Below are 22,955 nucleotides of genomic sequence, written 5' to 3'. Positions count from 1 at the left end.
CGTCAGATCATGCCGGACGGTCGCCCTCCTCGCCTGCCCCGCCCGCCACTTCCTGAAGCCCGTGGCGCGCCGCGTCCGCCCGCTCGGCGGCGATGCGCCGGTGCTCGGCGGCCTTGCGCTCATGGATCTCGGCCATGCGCAGGTGATAGGCGGGGTCGTCCTGCTCGTAGACGTCCGGGACCCCGTCGCGGTCCTCGTCCCGGTCCTCCTCCTCGCACAGTCTGCGGTACTTGGCGTTGCGTATCTTCAGCAGCACCGTGGCGCACACGGCCGCTGTCAGGGAGCCGGCGAGCACGGAGGCCTTGACCTCGGCGGTGAGCACGGTGTCGCCGGCGAAGGCGAGTTCGCCGATGAGCAGGGAGACCGTGAAGCCGATCCCGGCGAGCGTGGCCACCGCGAAGACGTCCGCCCAGGCGAGTTCCTCGCTGAGCGAGGCGCGGGTGAAGCGGACGGTCAGCCAGGTGCCGCCGAAGATGCCGATCGTCTTGCCGGCGACCAGCCCCAGCACCACCCCGAGCGTCTCGGGCCGGGTGAACACGTCCCCGAGCGCCCCGCCGGAGATCGGCACCCCGGCGCTGAAGAGTGCGAACAGCGGTACGGCGAGCCCGGCCGACAGCGGTCGCACCAGGTGCTCGATGTGCTCGCCCGGCGACCGGGTCTCGCCCTCCCGGGTCGTGCAGCGCAGCATCAGCCCCATCGCCACCCCGGCGATCGTGGCGTGCACGCCGCTGTTGTACATCAGCGCCCAGATCACCACGGCCAGCGGGAGGTACACGTACCAGCCGCGCACGCCCTTGCGCAGCAGCAGCCAGAAGACCATCAGTGCGGCGGCGGCTCCGCCGAGCGCGGCGAAGTTCAGCCGGGAGGTGAAGAAGACGGCGATGATCAGGATCGCGAAGAGGTCGTCGACGACCGCGAGGGTGAGCAGGAAGGCCCGCAGGGCGCTGGGCAAGGAGGTGCCGATGACCGCTAGGACGGCGAGCGCGAAGGCGATGTCGGTGGCCATGGGCACGGCCCAGCCCTCGGTCGAGCCGTGCCCGGCGAGGTTGGTCAGGGTGTAGACGAGCGCTGGTACGGCCATGCCGCACAGCGCGGCCACCACGGGCAGCACGGCCGCCCTCGGGTCGCGCAGGTCCCCGGCGACCAGTTCACGTTTGAGCTCGATGCCGGCGACGAAGAAGAACACGGCGAGCAGGCCGTCGGCGGCCCAGTCGGCGACGGAGAGATCCAGGCCCAGGGAGGCGGGGCCGAGGCGGAAGTGGCTGACCGCCTCGTACCCGTGCTGCAGGGCGGGGATGTTCGCCCAGATCAGCGCCGCGACGGCGGCGAGGAGCAGCAGGACACCGCCGACGGTCTCGGTGCGCAGCGCGTCCGCGAGGAAGGTCCGCTCGGGTAGGGACAACCGTCCGAGAACCCGGCGGACGGTGCGGGGGGTGCGGGGCGCGGTCACGGGGACCTCCGGTCGATGGGCAGGTCGGCTCACATTGCCGACCAGACTTCCCGGCGCACCCTTGTCACATCGCTCGTGACGCTTTACTTAGCTTACCTAAGGTTGCTTGGTCTTCCAAGGGCGCGGTCCGGAACCGGTGACCCTCACGCTAGACGCAGAAGGGGCGCCCGGCCCGTCGGCCGGGTGCCCCTTCTGGGCGGTGCCGCTCAGTCCTCGCTGGACGCCGCGGGCAGCTTGGTCTGGATGAGGTCCATGACCGTGGAATCGGTCAGCGTGGTGACGTCACCCAGCTGACGGTTCTCCGCCACGTCCCGCAGCAGACGGCGCATGATCTTGCCGGAACGGGTCTTCGGCAGCTCGGCCACCGGCAGGATCCGCTTGGGCTTGGCGATCGGGCCGAGCGTGGCGCCGACGTGGTCGCGCAGCTCGCCGACGAGCGTCTCGGTCTCCGCGGCCGTACCGCGCAGGATCACGAAGGCGACGATGGCCTGCCCGGTGGTCTCGTCGGCGGCACCCACCACGGCCGCCTCGGCGACCGACGGGTGGGAGACGAGCGCCGACTCCACCTCGGTGGTGGAGATGTTGTGCCCGGAGACGAGCATCACGTCGTCGACGCGGCCGAGCAGCCAGATGTCGCCGTCGTCGTCCTTCTTCGCGCCGTCTCCGGCGAAGTACTTGCCCTCGAAGCGCGACCAGTAGGTGTCGATGAACCGCTGGTCGTCGCCCCAGATGGTGCGCAGCATCGACGGCCACGGCTCGGTCAGCACCAGGTAGCCGCCACCGCCGTTGGGCACCTCGTTCGCCTCGTGGTCGACGACGGTCGCGCTGATGCCGGGCAGCGGGGTCTGCGCGGAGCCGGGCTTGGCCGCGGTGACGCCGGGCAGCGGCGAGATCATCATCGCGCCGGTCTCGGTCTGCCACCAGGTGTCCACGACGGGCGTCCTGTCCGCGCCGATGTTCTTGCGGTACCAGACCCACGCCTCGGGGTTGATGGGCTCGCCGACCGAGCCGAGGACGCGCAGGGAGGACAGATCGAACTTGGCGGGGACGTCGTCTCCCCACTTCATGAACGTCCGGATCGCGGTCGGCGCGGTGTAGAGGATCGTGACCTTGTACTTCTGCACGATCTCCCAGAACCGGCCCTGGTGCGGGGTGTCCGGGGTGCCCTCGTACATCACCTGCGTCGCACCGTTGGCCAGCGGGCCGTAGACGATGTACGAGTGACCGGTGACCCAGCCGACGTCGGCCGTGCACCAGTACACGTCCGTCTCCGGCTTGAGGTCGAAGACCGCCCAATGGGTGTACGCCGTCTGGGTCAGGTAGCCGCCGGAGGTGTGCAGGATGCCCTTCGGCTTACCCGTCGTGCCGGAGGTGTAGAGGATGAAGAGCGGGTGCTCCGCCCCGAACGCCTCCGGGGTGTGCTCGGCGGACTGGCGTCCGACCAGCTCGTGCCACCACACGTCCCGCCCGGCGTCCCAGGCCACGTCCTGCCCGGTCCGGCGCACCACGAGCACGTGCTCGACGTTGCCGGCCTTCTGCACCGCCTCGTCCACGGCCGGCTTCAGCGCGGACGGCTTGCCGCGCCGGTAGCCGCCGTCGGCGGTGATGACCACCTTGGCGTCCGCGTCCTGGATGCGGGTCGCGAGGGCGTCCGCGGAGAAGCCGCCGAAGACGACCGAGTGCGCGGCGCCGATCCTGGCCGAGGCCAGCATCGCGATCGCGGTCTCCGGGGTCATCGGCATGTAGATGGCGACCCGGTCGCCCTTCTCGACACCCAGCTCCAGCAGGGCGTTGGCGGCCCTGGAGACCTCGTCCTTCAGCTCGGCGTAGGTGATCGAGCGGCTGTCGCCGGGCTCACCCTCGAAGTGGATGGCGACGCGGTCTCCGTGCCCGGCCTCCACATGCCGGTCCACGCAGTTGTACGCGACGTTCAGCTCGCCGTCCTTGAACCACTTCGCGAACGGAGGGTTCGACCAGTCCAGCGTCTCGGTCGGCTCCTTGGCCCAGGTCAGCCGGCGGGCCTGCTCGGCCCAGAAGCCGAGCCTGTCAGCCTTGGCCTGTGCGTACGCCTCCGCTGTGACGTTGGCATGCGCGGCCAGGTCGGCGGGCGGCGCGAACCTGCGTTCTTCCTTGAGCAGGTTGGCCAGGCTTTCGTTGCTCACGACATCTCCCTCTCGAAGGGTGTCCGTTGTGTCCCAGGCCACAGCTCATCAGACGCGAGGGGCCGATGACAAGGGTCGACGGAAAAATTGGTTTAGACCTGTCGGGAGGGTGGTCGCTCACACCGGACTTCCCTCCTCCTCTCCGACGGTGACTGCTCTCCCGGCTCCTCTCCCGGCTCCACTCTCCCCTCCTCTTTCCACGTCCTCGAACACGGGGGCCGCTCCGTCCGCTGCCGCGAGCAGATAGGCCCGCGCCTCGCCCACGTGGAAGTACATCCCGTGCAGCTCCAGCTCGCCCCGCTCCAGCGCCCGGGCGACCGGGCCGTGGGCCTTGAGGTGCTCCAGCTGCTGGACCACGTTGGTCAGGCACAGCTGCTCCACGGCGTCCTCCGGGTCCCGGCCGGACAGCCGCGGCGGGCCCGAGCGGTCGCCCGTCGTCCGCGCGAGGCTCGGCTGCCCGTGCCGCAGCCAGCGTCGCAGCGCTGTGCCGTGCGGCGCCGTCCCGTGCAGCGCCGTGCCGTCCGGAGCGGCCCCCGGTGCCGGTGTGCCGGCCAGCAGCGCCTGCATCGCCCCGCACCCGGAGTGCCCGCACACCGTGACGGAGCGCACCCCGAGCACGTCCACGGCGTACTCGACGGCGGCCGCCACCGAGTCGTCGCCGCTTTCCCCACCCGGCGGCGGCACCAGGTTGCCGACGTTGCGGACGACGAACAGGTCGCCGGGACCACTGGCGGTGATCATCGACGTGACGAGCCGGGAGTCGGCACAGGTGACGAAGAGTTGCGAGGGCCGCTGCCCCTCCCGGGCGAGCCGCGCCAGCTCCTCGCGCACCAGCGGCGCGGTGTGCCGCTGGAAGGAGCTGATGCCCCGGACCAGCTCGTGCCCCGGCCACTGCCCTGTGGGAGCGGCGGGATCGCCCATCAGGCAGGACTGGTGATTGCGCCAGGGCGTCCAGGGCCGGCACCGGCACCCGGCGGAGGTCTGATCCGGGCCGGCGGCCGGCCCGGCGGTCCGGACTCCGCCGCGCCGTCCCGACAGCTCGGCCGTACCGCCCCGCGCGGTGTGGGAGCTGCGCCAGTCCTGCAGTGACTCGTACGCCGCGTGGTCCATGAACGAACCGCTCAACTCCACCACGGCATGCGCGCCTTGGGGTACGAGATGCAGGGCTCGGCTCAGCCGGGGCACCGCGAGGAACGTCAGCTGGCCTCGGACGTGTACGTGATGGACTCCTTCCTTCTCGTCATGGGTGATGCGGGTGCGGGTCAGGCGGTGCAGGGCGAGGGCGACCGCCACGGCGACCCCGAGGAGTACGCCCTGGAGGACGCCGAGGAACACCACGCCGAGCGTGGTCGCGGCGTAGACCGGCACTTCGCGGTGGCGCGTCACCGTGCGGATGTGGTGCAGGGACACCATCTGGATGCCGACGGCCATCACCAGGGCGGCGAGGGAGGCGAGCGGGATCTCCTCCAGGACCGGGACCATCAGCAGCGCGGCGACTACTACGAGAACGCCGTGCAGCATCGTGGAGTTCCGGCTCACCGCACCGGATTTCACATTCGCGGTGCTGCGCACGGCCACCCCCGCGACCGGCAGTCCGCCGAGCGCGCCGGAGACGATGTTGACGGCGCCCTGGCCCAGCAGTTCCCGGTCCAGATCGGAACGGCCGACGCGGGGGGCCGGGCCGGAACGGGAGACGGGGCCGGGGCGGGAGAGGGGGCCGGTCTGGACGGAAGTCGGCCTGGTGGAGGTCAGCTTGTCCACGGCCACCGCGCCGAGCAGCGACTGCACGCTGCACACCAGCGTGGTGGTGAGCACGGCGGCGACGATGCCGAGCACCGGGCCCTCGGGCAGTCCCGCCAGCGCGTGACTGCGCCAGGACGGCAGCTCGACCCGGGGCAGGGTGAGACCGGTGAGGGACGCGGTCGCGGTGGCCCCGGCGACGGCGACGAGGGCGGCCGGCACCGTACGCGCCAGCCGGCCCGCGCGGCCGGGCAGCCGCGGCCATGCCAGCAGCAGGGTCAGGGTCACCGCGCTCATCGACACGGCGGCCGGGTGCAGGCGGGCCAACTGCTCCGGCAGTGCGCGGAGGTTGGCGAGGACGGAGCTGTCCGGGCTGCCGCCGAGCACGATGTGCAGCTGGGCGACGGCGATGGTGAGACCGATGCCGGCGAGCATGCCGTGCACCACGGCCGGGCTGACCGCGAGCGCGCCGCGCGCCACCCGCAGACAGCCGAGGCCGAGCTGGGCGAGACCGGCGAGGACGGTGATGCCGCAGGTGGCCCGCCAGCCGTAACGCTGGATCAGGTCGGCGGTGACCACGGTCAGTCCGGCGGCGGGGCCGCTGACCTGCAGCGGACAGCCGCCGAGCCGCCCGGCCACGATGCCGCCGACGGCGGCGGCGACGAGGCCGGCCTGGAGCGGGGCGCCGGTGGCGAGGGCGATGCCGAGGGACAGGGGCAGGGCGATCAGGAACACCGCGACGGCGGCGGACACATCGGCGCCCTCGACGGGGAGGCGGCGCCGGCGCCGGGCCGGTGGACTGTGCGGCGGGTGGGAGTGCTGGGCGTGAGGGGGTGCGCAGGCTGACATGGTCCCGTCTCCTCCGGGGGCGGCGCGGTCGCGGACTGGGCGGGATGGATCAACATCGGTAAACGAACCGTAATGAAGCGTAAAGACAAGGCATAGCTTTCCGGGGCAAATGGCACAGAGGATCACTCACCCGGGTGGAAGAAAGTCCTTTCATCGGTTTGTCGTACTAATTCCTTCCCGGTCCCGTGCGACCTTGGCGGCGCTGTCGGGACAAGCACGGCACATCATCCGAAATCCCCCTCGACAGCGTGTGCCTGAGAGAAGGAAGAAGGTGGGCGGAACATGGCCGCCACCCAGAGGATCGCCGTCGGCGCCGTCGTCGCCGCGGCCTGTGCCACCTCGCTCGCCGGTTGCTCGACCGGCACCCACGGTTCGAAGGAAGGGGCACCCGGCCCGCAGCAGGGGGCCCCGGCGCCGGGCAGTGTGCTGCGGCTGATCGGCGACGGATCCACCGCGTACACCGGCTCCCAGCCGCATCTGCCCAGGCCCGAGCGGTTGAAGCCAGGTCAGAAGCCGCCCCAGTTCGTCGTGTTCTCCTGGGACGGCGCCGGTGAGGACAGCCAGAAGCTGTTCTCGCACTTCCGCAAGGTCGCCAAGGAGAACCGCGCGACCATGACGTTCTTCCTCAGCGGCGTGTACACGCTGCCGGAGGAGAAGCGCGACCTGTACAAGCCGCCGAAGCACGCGCCGGGCAGCTCCGACATCGGCTTCAACGACGAGCAGGGGATCGCCGACACCGTCAAGCAGGCGCGGCTGGCCTGGCTGGAGGGCAACGAGATCGGCACCCACTTCAACGGCCACTTCTGCGGGCCCGAGGGCGGGGTCGGCACCTGGTCGGTGGACGAGTGGAAGAGCGAGATCGCCCAGGCCAAGCAGTTCGTGAAGACCTGGAAGACCAACACCGGGAGGAAGACCGCGGCCCCGCTGCCCTTCGACTACGACAAGGAGCTGATCGGCGCCCGCACCCCCTGTCTGGAGGGGCAGAAGAACTTCATGAAGGCGGCCCGCCAGTTGGGCTTCCGCTACGACTCCAGCGGCGTCAACAACCAGGTCTGGCCCAAGAAGAAGGAGGGCCTGTGGGATGTGTCGATGCAGCTGGTGCCCTTCCCGGGGCACACCTACGAGCAGTTGACCATGGACTACAACTTCATGGTCAACCAGTCCGGCACCCAGACCCAGGGCGACCCCGACATGTTCGACTACTGGGGCGACCAGATGCGTGACGGCCTGATCAAGGGTTTCTACCGCGCCTACGACGGCAACCGCGCGCCCTTGATCATCGGCAACCACTTCGAGTCCTGGAACGGCGGCACCTACATGCGCGCCATCGACGACGTGGTGAAGGAGGTGTGCAACAAGCCCGAGGTGCGCTGCGTCTCCTTCCACCAGCTGGTCGACTGGCTGGACGCCCAGGACCCGGCGACCCTCGACAAGCTGCGGACCCTGGAGGTGGGCGAGGCCCCCCGGCAGGGCTGGGCGTCCTTCCTGTCCGGCAAGCCCGCCCCGGCGCCCAAGGGAGTGCCCGGGGCGCCGGCGGCCAAGCAGTAGGCGTCAGGCGGGAGCCGCCACGCTCTCGCCGAGCACGAAGGCGGGGTCGACCTGCGCCGCCAGGTCGGCCCCGGTGCGCTCATTGCCCCACGCCTCGGCGTTCTTCAGGTGGAAGTGCACCATCTGGCGGGTGTAGCGCTCCCAGTCGCGCAGCCCGTGGGTGGCGTCCGCGGTGGCCCGAAGGGTGTGCAGGGCGCGGACGTTGGCCTCCTCGAGGAGGTCGAACCGGGGCGGGCGCCCCTTCTCCATGGCGCGCACCCAGTCCGAGCGGCCGACCGTCACGAGCAGGTCGTCCCCGACCTCGGTGCGCAGGAAGTCGATGTCGTCCTGTTCCTGGATCTTGTTGCCGACGACCTTCAGGGCGATGCCGAAGTCGCGGGCGTACTCCTTGTACTGGCGGTAGACGGAGACCCCCTTCCGGGTCGGCTCGGCGACGAGGAACGTCATGTCGAAGCGGGTGAACATGCCGGAGGCGAAGGAGTCCGAACCCGCGGTCATGTCGACCACGACGTACTCGTCGGGGCCGTCGACGAGGTGATTCAGGAACAGCTCCACCGCTCCCGTCTTGGAGTGGTAGCAGGCGACCCCCAGGTCGGCGTCCGTGAAGGGGCCCGTGACCATCAAACGGGCGGCGCCGCCGTCGAGTTCCACCGGCCGCGCGCAGGCGTCGTAGATCGGGTTGGGCTCCCGCACCCGGACCAGCCGCGAGCCCTCGCCGGGCGGGGTCGTCTTGATCATCGTCGCGGCCGAGGAGATGCGCGGGTTGGCTCCGCGCAGATGCTCCTTGATCAGCGGCAGTCGTTCGCCCATGGCGGGCAGCGCGGCGGCCTCCGCCTCGCCGAGGCCGAGGGCGGGACCGAGATGCTGGTTGATGTCCGCGTCGATGGCGACCACCGGGGCGCCGGAGGCCACGAGATGGCGGATGAAGAGGGAAGAGAGCGTGGTCTTGCCGCTGCCGCCCTTCCCGACGAAAGCAATTTTCATGTTCACCAAGAGTAGTCAGGTGATAGCTGTATGTGTCAGAGGGAAGTGAAGAAGACCACTCCTTCGAGGGGTCGGCCGGTGGGATGCGTAGGGTCGTACTCATGAGTACGACAGGCGCGACCGCCGATCCGCTCGCGGCCCTGGGTTCGCTGCCCGGTGTGGCCGAGTCCGTGGAGTCCGTGCGCAAGGCCGTGGACCGGGTCTACGGGCACCGGGTCATGCGGCGCCGCAGCAACGAGATCAGCTCCGAGGCCGCACTGCGCGGCGCCCGCGGCTCCGCGGCGCTGTCCGGTGCCGACTGGGCACTGGAGGAGGTGCGGCGGCGCACCGACTTCGGCGCCGACGCCGAGGCGCGCGTCGTGGGCGCGGCGCTGCGGCTGTCGGCCGAGGCGGGACAGCTGCTCTCCATCTGGCGGCAGTCACCGCTGCGGGTGCTGGCCCGGCTGCATCTGGTGGCCGCGGCGGGCGACGGCGACGAGGTGGGCAGGCCGCGCCAGCCCGGTGAGGCGGTCGACGAGCCGCTGATCGAGCTGCCCCTGCCGGACGCCCAGGAGGTCTCCGGCCGGCTGGAGGGGCTGGCCGGCCTGATCATCGCGGGTACGTCCGCGCCCGCGCTGGTGACGGCCGCCGTGGTGCACGGCGAACTGCTCGCGCTGCGCCCGTTCGTCTCCGGCAACGGGCTGGTCGCGCGCACGGCCGAGCGGATCGTGCTGATCGGCAGCGGCCTGGACCCGAAGGCGGTCTGCCCCGCCGAGGTCGGCCATGCCGAGCTGGGGCGCGCCGCCTACCTGGCCGCACTGGACGGATACGTCTCCGGCACCCCCGAGGGCATGGCGGCCTGGATCACCCACTGCGGGCGGGCCGTGGAACTGGGCGTGCGCGAGTCGACGGCGGTGTGCGAGGCGCTGCAGCGCGGGGCGGCCTGAGGGCGCCCGGAGAAGTCCCTGAACAGGGTTGCGGCGGTACGAGTGCTCGTACCGCCGCTGGCATGTTCACCGGGTTACCAAGCGTCCTCGATATGTGCCCATCAGGTCGGGGACTTTGCCCGTCACCTGGTGCGGCTGGCCCGTAATCGACGGGTCGACGTCGCGTGGGTGCCCGGTGTTCATGCGGGGGTCCGTGGGCCAAGTGCGTAGTAGTAGGTGATCCTCGCGGATGTCCTTTGGTCTCGCGGGCCTGAGTTCTTTGTACCGCGCGCCCCCGGGAAGCGGAACCCCCGCCCGCACTTCTTTACTTTCGGGTGCGAACGAGGGCGAAACGGGCGCCGCTCAGGCGGTGCTGCGGCGCCGGTTGGCGTACCAGACGAGGCCGGCGGTCGCGGCCGCCGCCCCTATGGCCGCCGCCGCGACCAGTGCCGGGCGGGGCGGCACGGACAGGGTGGGCAGCCGCTTCTTCAGCGGAACCGGGTGGCGGAACTCCAGCACCGGCCAGCCGCGCGCGACGGCCTCGCGGCGCAGCGCGCGGTCCGGGTTCACGGCGTGCGGGTGGCCGACCGCCTGGAGCATCGGCAGGTCGGTCGCGGAGTCGCTGTAGGCGTAGCAGCGTTCGAGGTCGTAGCCCTCGGACGCGGCCAGCTCGCGGATCGCCTCGGCCTTGGTCGGGCCGTAGGCGTAGTACTCCACCTCGCCGGTGAAGCAGCCGTCGTCGCCGACGACCATGCGCGTGGCCACCACCCGGTCCGCACCGAGCAGCTCGCCGATCGGCTCGACCACCTCGGCGCCCGACGTCGACACGATCACCACGTCCCGGCCCGCCGTGTGGTGCTCCTCGACGAGGGAGGCGGCCTCGTCGTAGATGATCGGGTCGATCAGGTCGTGCAGGGTCTCGGCGACGATCTCCCGGACCTGCTGCACGTTCCAGCCGCGGCACAGCGTGGACAGGTACTCGCGCATGCGCTCCATCTGGTCGTGATCCAGGCCTCCGGCCAGGAAGACGAACTGGGCATATGCGGTACGCAGCGCGGCCCTGCGGTTGATCAGCCCGCCTTGGTAGAAGGACTTGCTGAAGGTGAGCGTGCTCGACTTCGCAATGACCGTCTTGTCCAGGTCGAAGAAGGCTGCTGCGCGGGGCAAGGAGTGGTTTTCCACGCCCCTGAGCATAGGCGCAGCCCATTCGGCGTAAGGTGGGCGCGTGGGTTTGCCTGAGAGGGCTCTCGGGTACACCATGGAAGTCACGGATCGTTCGCGACCGTGCTAACCCGGTCCGGCTCCTCCCCCCCCCGAGTCGGCCGTGGAGACGACCCCCGCTCTCCCCCCCGGCGGGGGTCGTCGCATGTCCGGACGGGTTTTTCCCTCCTCCCTCTTTCTCCGTGCGGCCGCGAGGCCTGCGTCGCGGCCGCTGCGGCCGCCCTTTCTGCATGTCCATGATTGGTTACTCAAGGTAATCGCAGGGCTGCTCTGTGGAAAGACGTACACGGGCCGCTGCAGGGGTCACCGGTATGGGTGACGGAGATATTCACAGGCACCGAGTTGTCCACGGTTTTCGACCAAGATCCACACGATTTCCCGGATCGCTGCACCGTGATTCCAGCGCGCTCCGGCCGTGGCGAGTTCATGGCCGGTTCCGATTGCCGGAGTGCGTTTGGCCGGATTCTGTCGGCCGCTCCTATGGGGACCGCTCGGCGGTTCTCCACAGGTTGGGGAATCGCGTGGCCGCGGAGGCTGCGCGGAACACGCAGCGAAGGGGGAACACACGTGTCCGGAACCGTCACCCACGACCCGCCGCCCGGCACCGCGGACCGGCCGGGACGGCCGCTCATCGTCACCGAGGACGCCGGTCTCCTGGACGATCTGCTGCGCCTGTGCGCGGCCGCGGGCGCCACGCCCGAGGTGCGCCACGGCCCACCGGAGAACGGCGACGGCTGGCAGGCGGCCCCGCTCGTGCTGGTCGGCGACGACGCCGCCCGCCGGGTCCGCGGGGCCCCGCGCCGGCGCGGAGTGGTCCTGGTCGGCCGTGACCAGGACGACCCGGGGGTGTGGAAACGAGCCGTCGAGATCGGCGCCGACCACGTCCTGATGCTCCCCGACGGCGAGCAGTGGCTGGTCGACCGCATCGCCGACGTCGCCGAGGGTGTGGGCCGCCCGGCGCTCACCGTCGGCGTGATCGGCGGCCGGGGCGGGGCCGGTGCGTCCACGCTCGCCTGTGCGCTCGCGGTCACCTCCGCGCGCGAGGGCCTGCGCACGCTCCTCGTGGACGCCGATCCGCTGGGCGGCGGACTCGACGTACTCCTCGGCGGGGAGAGCGCCGACGGTCTGCGCTGGCCCGCCTTCGCCGCCTCCCGCGGCCGGGTCGGCGGCGGTGCCCTGGAGGAGTCGCTGCCGGAGCTGCACGCGCTGCGGGTGCTCAGCTGGGACCGCGGGGACTGCGTCGCCGTGCCGTCCCAGGCCGTGCGGGCGGTGCTCGCGGCGGCCCGGCGGCGCGGCGGCACGGTCGTGGTCGACCTGCCCCGCCGCCTCGACGACGGCGTCGCCGAAGCCCTCGCCCAGCTCGACCTGGCCCTGCTCGTCGTTCCCGCCGAACTGCGCGCGGTGGCCGCCGCCGGGCGGGTCGCGTCCGCCGTCGGCATGGTCGTGCGCGATGTGCGCGTGGCCGTACGCGGGCCGTACCCGCCCGGCCTGGACGAGCGGGAGGTGGCCCGGCTGCTCGGCCTGCCGCTGGCCGGAGAGGTGCCCGTCGAACCGGCGCTGGTGCGCCCGCGGGGCGGCGTAAAACCACCCGGCTCTGCAGGGCGCGGCCCGCTCGCCCGCTTCTGCGCGGACTTCTGGGAGCGTGCGCTGGTCGAGGCGGGAGGCACCCGATGACGTTCCCCGGACTCGACCGGGCCGACGGCGCTGCCCTGCTCGACGGCGTCCGGCGACGGCTGGCCGAGAGCGGCGCCGAACCCACCCCCGCGCGCGTGGCGCAGGCCCTGCGCGAACAGGGCCGGGTGCTCGGCGACGCGGAGGTCCTCGGCGCCGCCGAGCACCTCAGGTCCGAGCTCGTCGGCAGCGGCCCCCTGGAGCCGCTGCTCGCCGACCCGGCGGTCACCGACGTCCTGGTGTCGGCGCCCGACCGGGTCTGGGTCGACCGCGGGGGCGGCCTGGAGCCGACCTCGGTGACCTTCCCCGACGCGGCGGCCGTACGGCGCCTCGCGCAGCGGCTGGCCGCGGTGGCCGGACGCCGGCTGGACGACGCACGGCCCTGGGCGGACGCCCGGCTGCCCGACGGAACCCGGCTGCACGCGGTGCTGCCCCCGGTAGCCGTCGGCTGCACCTGCCTGTCCCTGCGGGTGGTGCGGCCCCGCGCATTCACGCTGGAGGAACTGGTCGCGGCCGGCACCGTGCCGCCCGGCGGCGACCGGATCCTGCGCGCCCTGCTGGCGGCCCGGCTGTCCTTCCTCGTCAGCGGCGGTACCGGCAGCGGCAAGACGACCCTGCTGAGCGCCCTGCTGGGCCTGGTCGGACCGGGCGAGCGGATCGTGCTCGCCGAGGACTCCGCCGAGCTGCGCCCCGACCACCCCCACGTCGTCCGGCTGGAGACCCGGCCCGCCAACCAGGAGGGCGCCGGTCTGGTCACCCTCGAGGACCTCGTCCGGCAGGCGCTGCGCATGCGGCCCGACCGGCTGGTCGTCGGCGAGGTGCGCGGCCCCGAGGTCGTGCATCTGCTCGCCGCGCTCAACACGGGTCATGAAGGCGGGTGTTGCACAGTCCATGCCAATGCGGCCGGGGACGTGCCGGCCCGGCTGGAGGCGCTGGCCACGGCCGCCGGACTCGACCGGGCCGCACTGCACAGCCAGCTGGCGGCGGCGCTCTCCGTGGTGCTGCACCTCGTACGGGACCGGTCCGGGCGGCGCCGGATCGCCGAGGTGCACGTGCTGGAGCGGGGCGCCACGGGGCTGGTGCGGACGGTGCCCGCCCTGAGCTGGGGCGAGCGGGCGTTCGTGCGGGAGCGCGGCTGGGAGCGACTGGAACACCTGCTCGGCGCATCTGGCGGGGCGGGCGACGCGGGGGAGAGGGGCGCACGTGAACGGTGAGACGTCCATGGGGGCCGCGCTGGTCTGCCTCGGCGCCGTGGCCTGGCTGCTGGGTGCGGGGCACCACGGGATGCGGCGGGCGCGGCTGCTCCTCGCGGGCGGCGGGGTGGTGGCCACCGGCCCGCCTTCCTGGGAGCGGGCCCGTGCGGAATTGCTCCGGCTGCGCTCCCGGGTGGGGCCCGAGTGGTGGGTGCTCGTGGCCGGGCTGCTGCTCGCCCTGCTGGGCTCCTCGGTGCTTCCGGTCGCCGCGGGGGCGGCCGGGGTGCCGGTGCTGCGCCGGGTACGACTGACGCGGCAGGCCCGGCACACCCGTGAGCGGCGGGTGGACGCGGTGATCGGCCTGTGCGGAGCCCTCGCCGGGGAGGTGCGGGCGGGACGGCAGCCCGGTGAGGCGCTGTTGCGGGCCGCGCGGGACTCCGGCGGACTCGGGGACGCGCAGGCGTCCGTGGTCGCGGCGGCCCGGTTCGGCGGGGACGTGCCCGGCGCGCTCGCCGCGGCGGCCCGGCAGCCGGGCGCCGAGGGCCTGCTCGGACTGGCCGCGTGCTGGCGGGTGGCCGTCGACCAGGGCGCCGGGCTCGCGGCCGGCCTCGACCGCCTGGACGCGGCTCTCCGGGCCGAGCGTGATCAACGGGCGGATCTGCGAGCCCAGTTGGCGGGAGCCCGGGTCACGGCACTGATGCTCGCGGCGCTGCCCGCCCTGGCCCTGCTCCTGGGCGCGGCCATGGGTGCCGACCCACTGCACGTCCTGCTCCACACCGGCGCCGGGTTCGGCTGCCTGGTGACCGGGGCGGCCTTCGAGGCTGCCGGGATGTGGTGGGCGACGCGGATCGTGCGGGGAGCGGAGGCGGTGTGAGGGGCGCCCGGGCGGGAGCGGCCGCGGCCCGGGCCGGGCCGGCCGAGGCCGGTACTGAGGCCGTCGGGATGCGCGGGACGGTCCGGAGCGTGGCAGGGGAGCGGGGCGTGGAGGGAGAACGAGCGGGATGAGCGGAGAAGTTGTCCACAGACTGGGGACGGCCGGGGTCGTGGCGCTGGCTCTCGGCTGGGGGATCCGGTGGCTGGAGACCGTTCGGCGGCGGCGCCGGGCACGGCGGCGGATGGCCGAGCTGCTGGGCCTGGAAGTCCGGGAGCGCGGGCGGACGTTCGAGATCGCGGGCGCGGTGCGCCGGTGGCTGCCGCCGACCGGAGCGGCATGCGGCGCGTGGGTGCTGGTCGGCGGTGTCACCGGGGCCGTACTGGGGCTGGGGGCGGGCGCCCTGCTGTGGCGGTGGCAGAGCCGTCGGGTGGCGGACGAGGCCGAGGCGGCCGGCACCGCCGAAGCGGCGCGCCGGCTTCCGCTCGCCGCCGACCTGCTGGCCGCCTGCATCGCGGCCGGTGCCGGGCCCGTGATCGCCGCGCAGGCGGTGGGGGAGGCGCTCGGCGGGCCGGTGGGGGAGGCGCTGGCGCGCGGCGCGGCGGAGGTACGGCTCGGTGGCCGGCCGGCGGTCGCCTGGCGGCAGTTGGCCGCGCTGCCCGGCGCCGGGACGCTGGCACGGCTCCTGGAGCGGGCCGACGAGACCGGACTCCCGGCGGCCGTGCCGGTCGCCCGGCTCGCCTCGGACGCCCGCGCGGAGTGGGCCCGCACCGCGACGGCCCGGGCGCGGCGCGCTGCGGTGCTGATCTCCGCGCCGGTGGGCCTGTGCTTCCTGCCCGCTTTCGTCGCGGTCGGCGTGCTGCCCGTGGTGATCGGTCTCGCGGGCGGGGTGGTGGGAGGCAGGTGAGGCAGGTGAGGCAGGTGAGGCAGGTGAGGTAGGTGAGACCTACGGAAGCGGATGCGGTGGAGGTGACCGCGAAGGACCGGTAGCGAAGAAAACCGGCAGCGAGGACGACGCACGCATCAGCGAAGACGACCGACGACGAACACGATCGGCGATGAACACGACCGGCGATGAACACGACCGGCGGCGAAGACGGCCGGCGGCGAAGACGACCAGTGACGGAACGGAACCTCACGGGGGTTGGAATGCGCAGGAAGATCAGGGAAGTGGCGGTACGGCTGCGGGCCAGGGGCCGGGCGGACGCCGGAATGGTGACGTCCGAGTACGCGATGGGGATCATCGCGGCGGTCGGGTTCGCGCTGCTGCTCTACGAGGTCGTCACCAGCGGCCAGGTCCGGGAGGAACTGCAGAGCATCGTGAAGAAGGCCCTCAGTGCGCGCATGTGAGCGAGGGGCGGACCGGGGGTTCGTGACCGCGGAGGCGGCCATGGTGCTGTGCGTGCTGGTGGCGTTCACGATGGCACTGGTCTGGGGGCTGCTCGTGGTGGCGGCGCAGATCCAGTGCGTGGACGCCGCCCGCGCGGGCGCCCGGGCCGCCGCCCGTCAGGATCCGGCCGACGCGGTGGTGACGGTGGCCCGGGAAGCGGCGCCGCGCGGGGCGCGGGTGACCGTGGGCCGCGAGGGCGACCAGGTCCGGGTGTCGGTGGTGGCCAGACCGCCGGTGCTGAGCGGACTGCCCTTCGAGGTGCGTGAGGAGGCCGTGGCCCTGGCGGAGGACACGGTGGGCGCGAGGGGAGCGGGGCCGTGACGCGGGGGCGGGCGCGGGACCGTCGGTGCTCCGACCGCGGGTCGGCCACTGTCTGGAGCCTGGGGGCGATGGCGGTGCTGTGCCTGGTGTTCGGCGCCGTGCTCGCTCTGGGACAGGCCGTCGTCGTACGGCACCGGGCGGCCGGCGGCGCGGACCTGGCGGCACTCGCGGCGGCGGACCACTGGGCCGAGGGCGGCGCGGCGGCCTGTGCCCGGGCCGAGCGGGTGGCGGCGGCCCAAGGGGTACGGCTCGTGCGGTGCGCGATCGTGGGGGAGACCTCCGAGGTCACGGCAGCCGCGGGACGCGGGCCGTTCGCGGCGGAGGTCAGGGCCAGAGCGGGGCCCGCGGGGCCCGTACCGCCCCCGCTCAGCGGCGAGGCACCCGCCCCGGAGGCGTCGGCTCCGCCACGCTCGTTTCCGCGTTCTCCGCCTCGTTCTCCCCCGGAGCGCCCCGCAGCAGCACCGTGAGCAGCCGGACCGCCCCTCGTTTGTGCAGCGGGTCGTTGCCGTTGCCGCATTTGGGGGACTGGATGCAGGACGGGCAGCCGGCCTCGCACTCGCAGGAGGCGATGGCCTCGCGGGTGGCGGCGAGCCAGGACCGGGCGGTGTGGAAGGCGCGTTCGGCGAAGCCCGCTCCGCCGGGGTGGCCGTCGTAGACGAAGACCGTCGGCAGGAGCGTGTCGGGGTGGAGCGGGATCGAGACACCGCCGATGTCCCAGCGGTCGCAGGTCGCGAAGAGGGGCAGCAGGCCGATCGAGGCGTGCTCGGCGGCGTGCAGGGAGCCGCCGAGGATCTCCGGGGTGATCCGGGCCTCGTCGAGCTGGTCCTCGGTGACCGTCCACCACACCGCGCGGGTGCGCAGCGTACGAGGAGGGAGGTCGAGTTTCGTCTCGCCGAGCACTTCGCCGGTGATCAGGCGTCTGCGCAGGTAGGAGACCACCTGGTTGGTGACCTCCACGGAGCCGTAGCACAGGCGGCCCGCGCCCCACGGGATCTCGGTGTCCGTCTCCAGGACGGAGATCGCCGTGGTGTCGCGGGCGACCGTGGAGTACGGCGGGTCGGCCTGCTCGACCAGGGCGACCGAGTCCTCCAGGTCCAGGTGGCGCACCAGGTAGGTGCGGCCCTGGTGCAGGTGGACCGCGCCCTCGTGCACCGAGGAGTGGGCGGCACCCGCGTCGACCGTGCCGAGCAGCCGGCCGGTGCCCGCCTCGACGACCTGCACCGGCCGGCCGCCCGCGCCGCGGATGTCGGTCAGGTCGGCGGCGCGCTCCCGGCGGGTCCAGTGCCACGCCTTCGTACGGCGGCGCAGCAGCTTCGCGGCCTCCAGCTGCGGCAGCACATCCGCGCAGGCCGGGCCGAAGAGGTCCAGGTCCTCCTCGGTCAGCGGGAGTTCCGAGGCGGCGGCGCACAGGTGCGGGGCGAGGACGTAGGGGTTGTCGGGGTCGAGGACGGTCGATTCCACCGGCCGGTCGAACAGGGCCTCGGGATGGTGGACCAGGAAGGTGTCCAGCGGGTCGTCGCGGGCGACGAGGACCGCCAGGGCGCCCTGTCCCGAGCGCCCCGCACGGCCCGCCTGCTGCCACAGGGAGGCGCGGGTGCCCGGGTAGCCGGCGATCACCACCGCGTCCAGGCCGGAGACGTCCACACCCAGCTCCAGGGCCGTCGTGGCGGCGAGGCCCAGGAGGTCGCCGGAGTGCAGGGCGCGTTCCAGGGCGCGGCGCTCCTCGGGGAGATAGCCGCCTCGGTAGGCCGCGACACGCCGGACCAGGGAGCGGTCGACCTCGGCGAGTCGCTCCTGCGCGATCACCGAGATCAGCTCGGCGCCACGCCGGGAGCGTACGAAGGCCACCGAGCGCACGCCCTGCACGGTGAGGTCGGTCAGCAGATCGGCGGTCTCGGCGGTGGCGGTACGCCGGACGGGTGCGCCCTTCTCGCCGTGCAGCTCGGTGAGCGGGGGCTCCCAGAGGGCGAAGACGAGCTCCCCGCGCGGGGAGGCGTCGTCGGCGACCTCGGTCACCGGCAGGCCGGTCAGCCGGCGGGCGGCGACGGCCGGCTCGGCGGCGGTGGCGGAGGCCAGCAGGAACACGGGCGAGGCGCCGTAGCGGGCACACAGACGGCGCAACCGGCGCAGCACCTGGGCGACGTGCGAGCCGAACACGCCCCGGTAGGTGTGGCACTCGTCGACGACGACGTACTTCAGCGACTTCAGGAAGGAGGACCAGCGCGGGTGGGAGGGCAGGATCCCGCGGTGCAGCATGTCGGGGTTGGTCAGGACGTAGTTGGCGTACTGCCGGACCCACTCCCGTTCCTCGAAGGGGGTGTCGCCGTCGTACACGGCCGGCCGTACGGCATGGCCCAAAGATTGTGAAAGTTCCTTCACCGAACGGCACTGGTCCGCCGCGAGTGCCTTGGTGGGGGCCAGGTACAGCGCCGTGGCACCGCGGCCGTTCGGAGCCTCGGAGCCGTCCAGGAGGGTGGACATGACGGGGACGAGATAGGCGAGGGACTTGCCGGAGGCGGTGCCGGTGGCGACCACCACCGAGTCGCCGTCCAGGGCGTGCTCGGCGACCAGCGCCTGATGCGCCCAGGGGTGCTCGATCCCGCACTCCTGGACGGCCGCGATCACCTCGGACCGAATCCGGTCAGGCCAGACGGCATGGCGGCCCGCGCGCGGGGGCAAGTGCTCCGTATGAGTGATGCGCGCAGCCCGGCTCGGCCCGGAGGCGAGTCGGCCCAGAACCGTGCCTGGAGACGGGCCGGAAGCCGGGTTCGCCGGGGGTCGATCGGATCGGTGATTCTTGGCCATCGGCACCGAGTGTGTCACCGGCGTGACGGACAATGGAGCCAAGGCGTCGTGCACGCCTGCCGGTAAGTGATTGAATGCCATCGCGGCTGGCGATGCGTTTCCGGGCGTGGCAAGCCGAGGTGCCCGAGAGGCGACCGCTCGATAGCAAGGTGCTGGAGGATCCGTGGACCTGTCCCTGTCGACCCGTACCGTCGGCGATCGTACGGTCGTCGAGGTCGGTGGCGAAATCGATGTATACACCGCGCCCAAGCTGCGCGAGCAGCTGGTCGAGCTGGTGAACGACGGCAATTTCCACCTCGTCGTCGACATGGAGGGCGTGGACTTCCTCGACTCCACCGGTCTCGGCGTGCTGGTCGGCGGTCTGAAGCGAGTGCGTGCCCACGAGGGCTCGCTGCGCCTGGTCTGCAACCAGGAGCGCATTCTGAAGATCTTCCGCATCACCGGCCTCACCAAGGTGTTCCCGATCCACACCTCGGTCGAGGAAGCGGTGGCGGCCACCGACTGACCCGGACCGTTCCCGGCGGCGGGCCGCTGCGCGCGGCCCGTACGCCGGTCGGTCCCGTCCCGGGCAGCCGGCCCGGGGCACTGAAGCACACCAGGGGGTACGGCTCTCGGCGGGCCCGCCCCCGACCGCACGCCCGTAGTCGCGAGGGGGATGCATGGCCACCGTCGAACTCCGCTTCAGCGCGCTGCCCGAGCACGTCCGGACCGCCCGGCTGGTGGCGGCAGCGGTGGCGCGCAGGGCCGGGGTGGACGAGGCCGTGCTGGACGAGGTCCGGCTCGCCGTGGGCGAGGCCTGCTCCCGCGCCGTCGGACTGCACCAGAGCCATGACATCACCTCACCGGTGAAGGTCGCGCTGATCGAGGAGGAGAAACAGTTCTCCATCGAGGTCGGCGACGAGGCTCCGCACGCCGCTCCGGGCGGCGACACGCCCGGCGACGCGCCCGACGGTGACATCGAGGCCGAGGAGGACGAGATGGGCCTCGCGGTCATCAGCGGCCTCGTCGACGACGTGGAGGTCACCACCGGGCAGAACGGCGGTCTGATCCGCATGACCTGGCCGACCACCCCGCCGGTCACGGCGCTTCTCTGACGCGTCGCGCACACTCCCGAGGGCCCTGCTCAGCAGGGCCCTCGCTGCATTTCCGGGCCCCTTCCGGCCCGCCGTCCCGGCGCCCGCGGAATTCGTGAAGGAATTCACGATCAATCGTTGCCGCTTTGATCAAGCGCCAATGTGTCGCGTCAATGCCCCGAGGGCATTACTCCATTCGGGTTCCTCGGTGCGACCTCGATCATTTTCCTGCTGAGCCGGTTGAGGCCAATTCCGTTTACCGTGCTCTGTTGCGATCAACCGCGGGTACCTAGAATCCGTCCACATCTTGAGCTCAGCCCAAGCGTCAAGGAGGACGAATGGCGGGGCTTTCTTCCCCTCATCAGTTGGGTCACCCCACTTCCCTCGCAGCCGCGGTCCTGACCGACGACAACCGGGTCATGGTGGCCGTGATCGCGGCCGTCGCCCTGGCCGCACTGGTGGTCGCGGGCATCCTGGTGCGCCAGGTGCTGGCGGCCGGCGAGGGCACCGACAGCATGAAGGAGATCGCCGGGGCGGTCCAGGAAGGCGCCAAGGCGTATCTCGCCCGGCAGTTGCGCACGCTCGGCGTATTCGCCGTGATCGTTTTCTTCCTGCTCATGCTGCTGCCCGCGGACGACTGGAATCAGCGTGCCGGACGCTCGGTGTTCTTCCTGATCGGAGCGGCGTTCTCGGCGGCCACCGGCTATATCGGCATGTGGCTCGCCGTGCGCAGCAATGTGCGTGTCGCCGCGGCGGCCCGGGAAGCCACCCCGGCCGAAGGCGAACCCGAAAAGGATCTCACCACCGTCTCGCACACCGCGATGAAGATCGCATTTCGCACGGGCGGCGTCGTCGGCATGTTCACGGTGGGGCTCGGCCTGCTGGGCGCCTCCTGCGTGGTGCTGGTGTACGCGGCCGACGCGCCGAAGGTGCTCGAGGGCTTCGGCCTCGGCGCCGCCCTGATCGCGATGTTCATGCGTGTGGGCGGTGGCATCTTCACCAAGGCCGCCGACGTCGGCGCCGACCTGGTCGGCAAGGTCGAGCAGGGCATTCCGGAGGACGACCCGCGCAATGCCGCGACCATCGCCGACAACGTGGGCGACAACGTCGGCGACTGCGCGGGCATGGCGGCCGACCTCTTCGAGTCGTACGCCGTCACCCTGGTGGCCGCGCTGATCCTCGGCAAGGTCGCCTTCGGTGACGCCGGGCTGGCGTTCCCGCTGCTGGTGCCCGCCATCGGCGTGATCACCGCGATGATCGGCATCTTCGCGGTCGCCCCGCGCCGCACCGACCGCAGCGGCATGTCCGCGATCAACCGCGGCTTCTTCATCTCCGCGGTGATCTCCCTCGCGCTGGTCGCCGTCGCCGTCTTCGTCTATCTGCCGTCGACGTACTCCGGCCTCAGCGGTGTGACGGACGCGGCCATCAAGGGCAAGGACGGCGATCCGCGGATCCTCGCCCTGGTCGCGGTGGCCATCGGCATCCTGCTCGCCGCCGTCATCCAGCAGCTGACCGGCTACTTCACCGAGACCACCCGCCGCCCGGTCCGGGACATCGGCAAGACCTCCCTCACCGGGCCGGCCACCGTCGTCCTGTCCGGTATCTCGGTCGGCCTGGAGTCCGCCGTCTACACCGCGCTGCTCATCGGGCTCAGCGTGTACGGCGCGTTCCTGCTCGGCGGCACCTCGATCATGCTGGCGCTGTTCGCGGTGGCGCTGGCCGGCACCGGCCTGCTCACCACGGTCGGCGTGATCGTCGCCATGGACACCTTCGGGCCGGTCTCCGACAACGCGCAGGGCATCGCCGAGATGTCCGGTGACGTCGAGGGCGCGGGCGCGCAGGTGCTCACCAACCTGGACGCGGTCGGCAACACCACCAAGGCCATCACCAAGGGCATCGCCATCGCCACCGCCGTCCTCGCCGCGTCGGCGCTGTTCGGGTCGTACCGCGACGCGATCACCACCAACGTGAGCGACGTCGGGGCGAAGCTCACCGGTCCGGGGGCGCCGCTCAGCCTGTCCCTGGACATCTCACAGCCCAACAACCTGGTCGGCCTCATCGCGGGCGCCGCGGTCGTCTTCCTCTTCTCCGGACTGGCGATCAACGCCGTGTCGCGGTCGGCGGGTTCGGTCGTGTTCGAGGTGCGGCGGCAGTTCCGGGAGAAGCCCGGGATCATGGACTTCACCCAGAAGCCCGAGTACGGCAAGGTCGTCGACATCTGCACCAAGGACGCCCTCAGGGAGCTGGCCACGCCCGGCCTGCTCGCCGTCATGGCGCCGATCTTCATCGGGTTCACGCTCGGCGTCGGCTCGCTCGGCTCCTACCTCGCCGGCGCGATCGGCGCGGGCACGCTGATGGCGGTGTTCCTGGCCAATTCCGGCGGCGCCTGGGACAACGCCAAGAAGCTGGTGGAGGACGGCCACCACGGCGGCAAGGGCAGTGAGGCCCACGCGGCCACGGTGATCGGCGACACCGTCGGCGACCCCTTCAAGGACACCGCCGGACCGGCGATCAACCCGCTGCTGAAGGTCATGAACCTGGTGTCCCTGCTCATCGCGCCGGCGGTGATCAAGTTCTCCTACGGCCACGACAAGAACATGGCCGTGCGGATCCTGATCGCGGTCTTCGCGCTGCTGGTGATCGTCGTCTCCGTGTACGTCTCCAAGCGGCGCGGAATCGCCGTGGGCGACGAGGAGAAGGCCGAGCGGGTCTCCAACTCACCGGACACCGCGGTGGTTTCGTAGCCCGGCTCGGGATAGTCCGCTCAACGGG

Annotated in this window: 18 protein-coding genes; 12 read left to right on the top strand and 6 right to left on the bottom strand. The window is 72.2% G+C overall.

Annotated features, from left to right (window positions below):
* Window positions 1-7 precede the first annotated feature (7 nt).
* From nhaA to AB0N17_RS14815, 3 genes are all read right to left on the bottom strand, one after another.
* Window positions 8-1,450: a Na+/H+ antiporter NhaA gene (gene nhaA / locus AB0N17_RS14825; RefSeq protein WP_366011699.1), complete on the bottom strand. Its 1,443-nt coding sequence runs from the start codon at window positions 1,448-1,450 to the stop codon at window positions 8-10.
* Between the two features lie 206 nt (window positions 1,451-1,656).
* Complete coding sequence (acs, locus tag AB0N17_RS14820; RefSeq protein WP_366011698.1) at window positions 1,657-3,612, bottom strand: acetate--CoA ligase; 1,956 nt, start codon at window positions 3,610-3,612, stop codon at window positions 1,657-1,659.
* Between the two features lie 117 nt (window positions 3,613-3,729).
* The gene (locus AB0N17_RS14815; RefSeq protein WP_366011697.1) at window positions 3,730-6,201 is read right to left on the bottom strand and encodes a SulP family inorganic anion transporter; all 2,472 of its coding nucleotides are present in this window, start codon (window positions 6,199-6,201) and stop codon (window positions 3,730-3,732) included.
* 282 nt (window positions 6,202-6,483) lie between these two features.
* Here AB0N17_RS14815 and AB0N17_RS14810 point away from each other — a divergent pair, with 282 nt between their 5' ends.
* Window positions 6,484-7,749 carry a hypothetical protein gene (locus tag AB0N17_RS14810; protein ID WP_366011696.1) on the top strand — a complete coding sequence of 422 codons (1,266 nt, stop codon included), beginning with the start codon at window positions 6,484-6,486 and terminating at the stop codon, window positions 7,747-7,749.
* Window positions 7,750-7,752: 3 nt separating this feature from the next.
* Here AB0N17_RS14810 and AB0N17_RS14805 read toward each other — a convergent pair whose 3' ends face one another.
* Window positions 7,753-8,733 (bottom strand): ATP-binding protein, encoded by a 981-nt coding sequence (locus tag AB0N17_RS14805; RefSeq protein ID WP_366011695.1) that lies wholly within the window; start codon window positions 8,731-8,733, stop codon window positions 7,753-7,755.
* A gap of 101 nt (window positions 8,734-8,834) precedes the next feature.
* On the opposite strand from AB0N17_RS14805, the gene AB0N17_RS14800 reads away from it, so the two are divergent.
* Window positions 8,835-9,659: a Fic family protein gene (locus AB0N17_RS14800; RefSeq protein WP_366011694.1), complete on the top strand. Its 825-nt coding sequence runs from the start codon at window positions 8,835-8,837 to the stop codon at window positions 9,657-9,659.
* A 342-nt stretch (window positions 9,660-10,001) separates the two neighbouring features.
* Here AB0N17_RS14800 and AB0N17_RS14795 read toward each other — a convergent pair whose 3' ends face one another.
* On the bottom strand, window positions 10,002-10,832 hold the full coding sequence (locus AB0N17_RS14795; protein ID WP_366011693.1) for an HAD-IB family hydrolase: 831 nt from the start codon (window positions 10,830-10,832) through the stop codon (window positions 10,002-10,004).
* A gap of 594 nt (window positions 10,833-11,426) precedes the next feature.
* Here AB0N17_RS14795 and ssd point away from each other — a divergent pair.
* The 7 genes from ssd (at window position 11,427) to AB0N17_RS14760 (ending at window position 16,772) form a co-directional block, all read left to right on the top strand.
* Window positions 11,427-12,533, top strand: coding sequence for a septum site-determining protein Ssd (gene ssd, locus AB0N17_RS14790; RefSeq protein ID WP_366011692.1), 1,107 nt, complete (start codon window positions 11,427-11,429; stop codon window positions 12,531-12,533).
* Window positions 12,530-13,744 carry a TadA family conjugal transfer-associated ATPase gene (locus tag AB0N17_RS14785; RefSeq protein WP_366011691.1) on the top strand — a complete coding sequence of 405 codons (1,215 nt, stop codon included), beginning with the start codon at window positions 12,530-12,532 and terminating at the stop codon, window positions 13,742-13,744. The genes ssd and AB0N17_RS14785 overlap by 4 nt, the downstream gene beginning before the upstream one ends.
* Window positions 13,745-13,751: 7 nt before the next feature.
* The gene (locus AB0N17_RS14780; protein WP_366011817.1) at window positions 13,752-14,597 is read left to right on the top strand and encodes a type II secretion system F family protein; all 846 of its coding nucleotides are present in this window, start codon (window positions 13,752-13,754) and stop codon (window positions 14,595-14,597) included.
* Between the two features lie 127 nt (window positions 14,598-14,724).
* Window positions 14,725-15,501 carry a type II secretion system F family protein gene (locus AB0N17_RS14775; RefSeq protein WP_366011690.1) on the top strand — a complete coding sequence of 259 codons (777 nt, stop codon included), beginning with the start codon at window positions 14,725-14,727 and terminating at the stop codon, window positions 15,499-15,501.
* 242 nt (window positions 15,502-15,743) lie between these two features.
* Window positions 15,744-15,944 (top strand): DUF4244 domain-containing protein, encoded by a 201-nt coding sequence (locus tag AB0N17_RS14770; RefSeq protein WP_366011689.1) that lies wholly within the window; start codon window positions 15,744-15,746, stop codon window positions 15,942-15,944.
* Between the two features lie 22 nt (window positions 15,945-15,966).
* Entirely contained in the window at window positions 15,967-16,305 is a 339-nt protein-coding gene (locus tag AB0N17_RS14765; RefSeq protein ID WP_366011688.1) for a TadE family type IV pilus minor pilin, read from the top strand.
* Window positions 16,302-16,772 carry an Rv3654c family TadE-like protein gene (locus AB0N17_RS14760; RefSeq protein WP_366011687.1) on the top strand — a complete coding sequence of 157 codons (471 nt, stop codon included), beginning with the start codon at window positions 16,302-16,304 and terminating at the stop codon, window positions 16,770-16,772. The genes AB0N17_RS14765 and AB0N17_RS14760 overlap by 4 nt, the downstream gene beginning before the upstream one ends.
* Here the strand turns inward: AB0N17_RS14760 and AB0N17_RS14755 are convergent.
* Window positions 16,672-19,191, bottom strand: a complete 2,520-nt coding sequence (locus AB0N17_RS14755; RefSeq protein WP_366011686.1) for a DEAD/DEAH box helicase — start codon at window positions 19,189-19,191, stop codon at window positions 16,672-16,674. The genes AB0N17_RS14760 and AB0N17_RS14755 overlap by 101 nt on opposite strands.
* Before the next feature lie 82 nt (window positions 19,192-19,273).
* Between AB0N17_RS14755 and bldG the strand changes: the two genes are divergently transcribed.
* The 3 genes from bldG (at window position 19,274) to AB0N17_RS14740 (ending at window position 22,927) form a co-directional block, all read left to right on the top strand.
* Window positions 19,274-19,615, top strand: coding sequence for an anti-sigma factor antagonist BldG (gene bldG / locus AB0N17_RS14750; RefSeq protein ID WP_010986038.1), 342 nt, complete (start codon window positions 19,274-19,276; stop codon window positions 19,613-19,615).
* A 154-nt stretch (window positions 19,616-19,769) separates the two neighbouring features.
* Window positions 19,770-20,204 carry an ATP-binding protein gene (locus tag AB0N17_RS14745; RefSeq protein ID WP_366011685.1) on the top strand — a complete coding sequence of 145 codons (435 nt, stop codon included), beginning with the start codon at window positions 19,770-19,772 and terminating at the stop codon, window positions 20,202-20,204.
* A 317-nt stretch (window positions 20,205-20,521) separates the two neighbouring features.
* Window positions 20,522-22,927 carry a sodium-translocating pyrophosphatase gene (locus AB0N17_RS14740; RefSeq protein ID WP_366011684.1) on the top strand — a complete coding sequence of 802 codons (2,406 nt, stop codon included), beginning with the start codon at window positions 20,522-20,524 and terminating at the stop codon, window positions 22,925-22,927.
* Window positions 22,928-22,955: the final 28 nt, after the last annotated feature.

This window comes from Streptomyces sp. NPDC051133 (genome assembly GCF_040682635.1).
Classification (GTDB): domain Bacteria; phylum Actinomycetota; class Actinomycetes; order Streptomycetales; family Streptomycetaceae; genus Streptomyces.
This window is presented reverse-complemented; position numbering and strand designations above follow the sequence as displayed.

Excerpts from the sequence above, each read along its gene's own strand:
- AB0N17_RS14810 (WP_366011696.1), top strand. The coding sequence starts at position 6,484 with ATGGCCGCCACCCAGAGGATCGCCGTCGGCGCCGTCGTCGCCGCGGCC.
- AB0N17_RS14805 (WP_366011695.1), bottom strand. The coding sequence starts at position 8,733 with ATGAAAATTGCTTTCGTCGGGAAGGGCGGCAGCGGCAAGACCACGCTC.
- AB0N17_RS14795 (WP_366011693.1), bottom strand. The coding sequence starts at position 10,832 with ATGCTCAGGGGCGTGGAAAACCACTCCTTGCCCCGCGCAGCAGCCTTC.
- AB0N17_RS14815 (WP_366011697.1), bottom strand. The coding sequence starts at position 6,201 with ATGTCAGCCTGCGCACCCCCTCACGCCCAGCACTCCCACCCGCCGCAC.
- AB0N17_RS14770 (WP_366011689.1), top strand. The coding sequence starts at position 15,744 with ATGCGCAGGAAGATCAGGGAAGTGGCGGTACGGCTGCGGGCCAGGGGC.
- AB0N17_RS14800 (WP_366011694.1), top strand. The coding sequence starts at position 8,835 with ATGAGTACGACAGGCGCGACCGCCGATCCGCTCGCGGCCCTGGGTTCG.
- AB0N17_RS14775 (WP_366011690.1), top strand. The coding sequence starts at position 14,725 with ATGAGCGGAGAAGTTGTCCACAGACTGGGGACGGCCGGGGTCGTGGCG.
- AB0N17_RS14785 (WP_366011691.1), top strand. The coding sequence starts at position 12,530 with ATGACGTTCCCCGGACTCGACCGGGCCGACGGCGCTGCCCTGCTCGAC.
- AB0N17_RS14755 (WP_366011686.1), bottom strand. The coding sequence starts at position 19,191 with ATGGCATTCAATCACTTACCGGCAGGCGTGCACGACGCCTTGGCTCCA.
- AB0N17_RS14740 (WP_366011684.1), top strand. The coding sequence starts at position 20,522 with ATGGCGGGGCTTTCTTCCCCTCATCAGTTGGGTCACCCCACTTCCCTC.
- AB0N17_RS14745 (WP_366011685.1), top strand. The coding sequence starts at position 19,770 with ATGGCCACCGTCGAACTCCGCTTCAGCGCGCTGCCCGAGCACGTCCGG.
- AB0N17_RS14780 (WP_366011817.1), top strand. The coding sequence starts at position 13,752 with ATGGGGGCCGCGCTGGTCTGCCTCGGCGCCGTGGCCTGGCTGCTGGGT.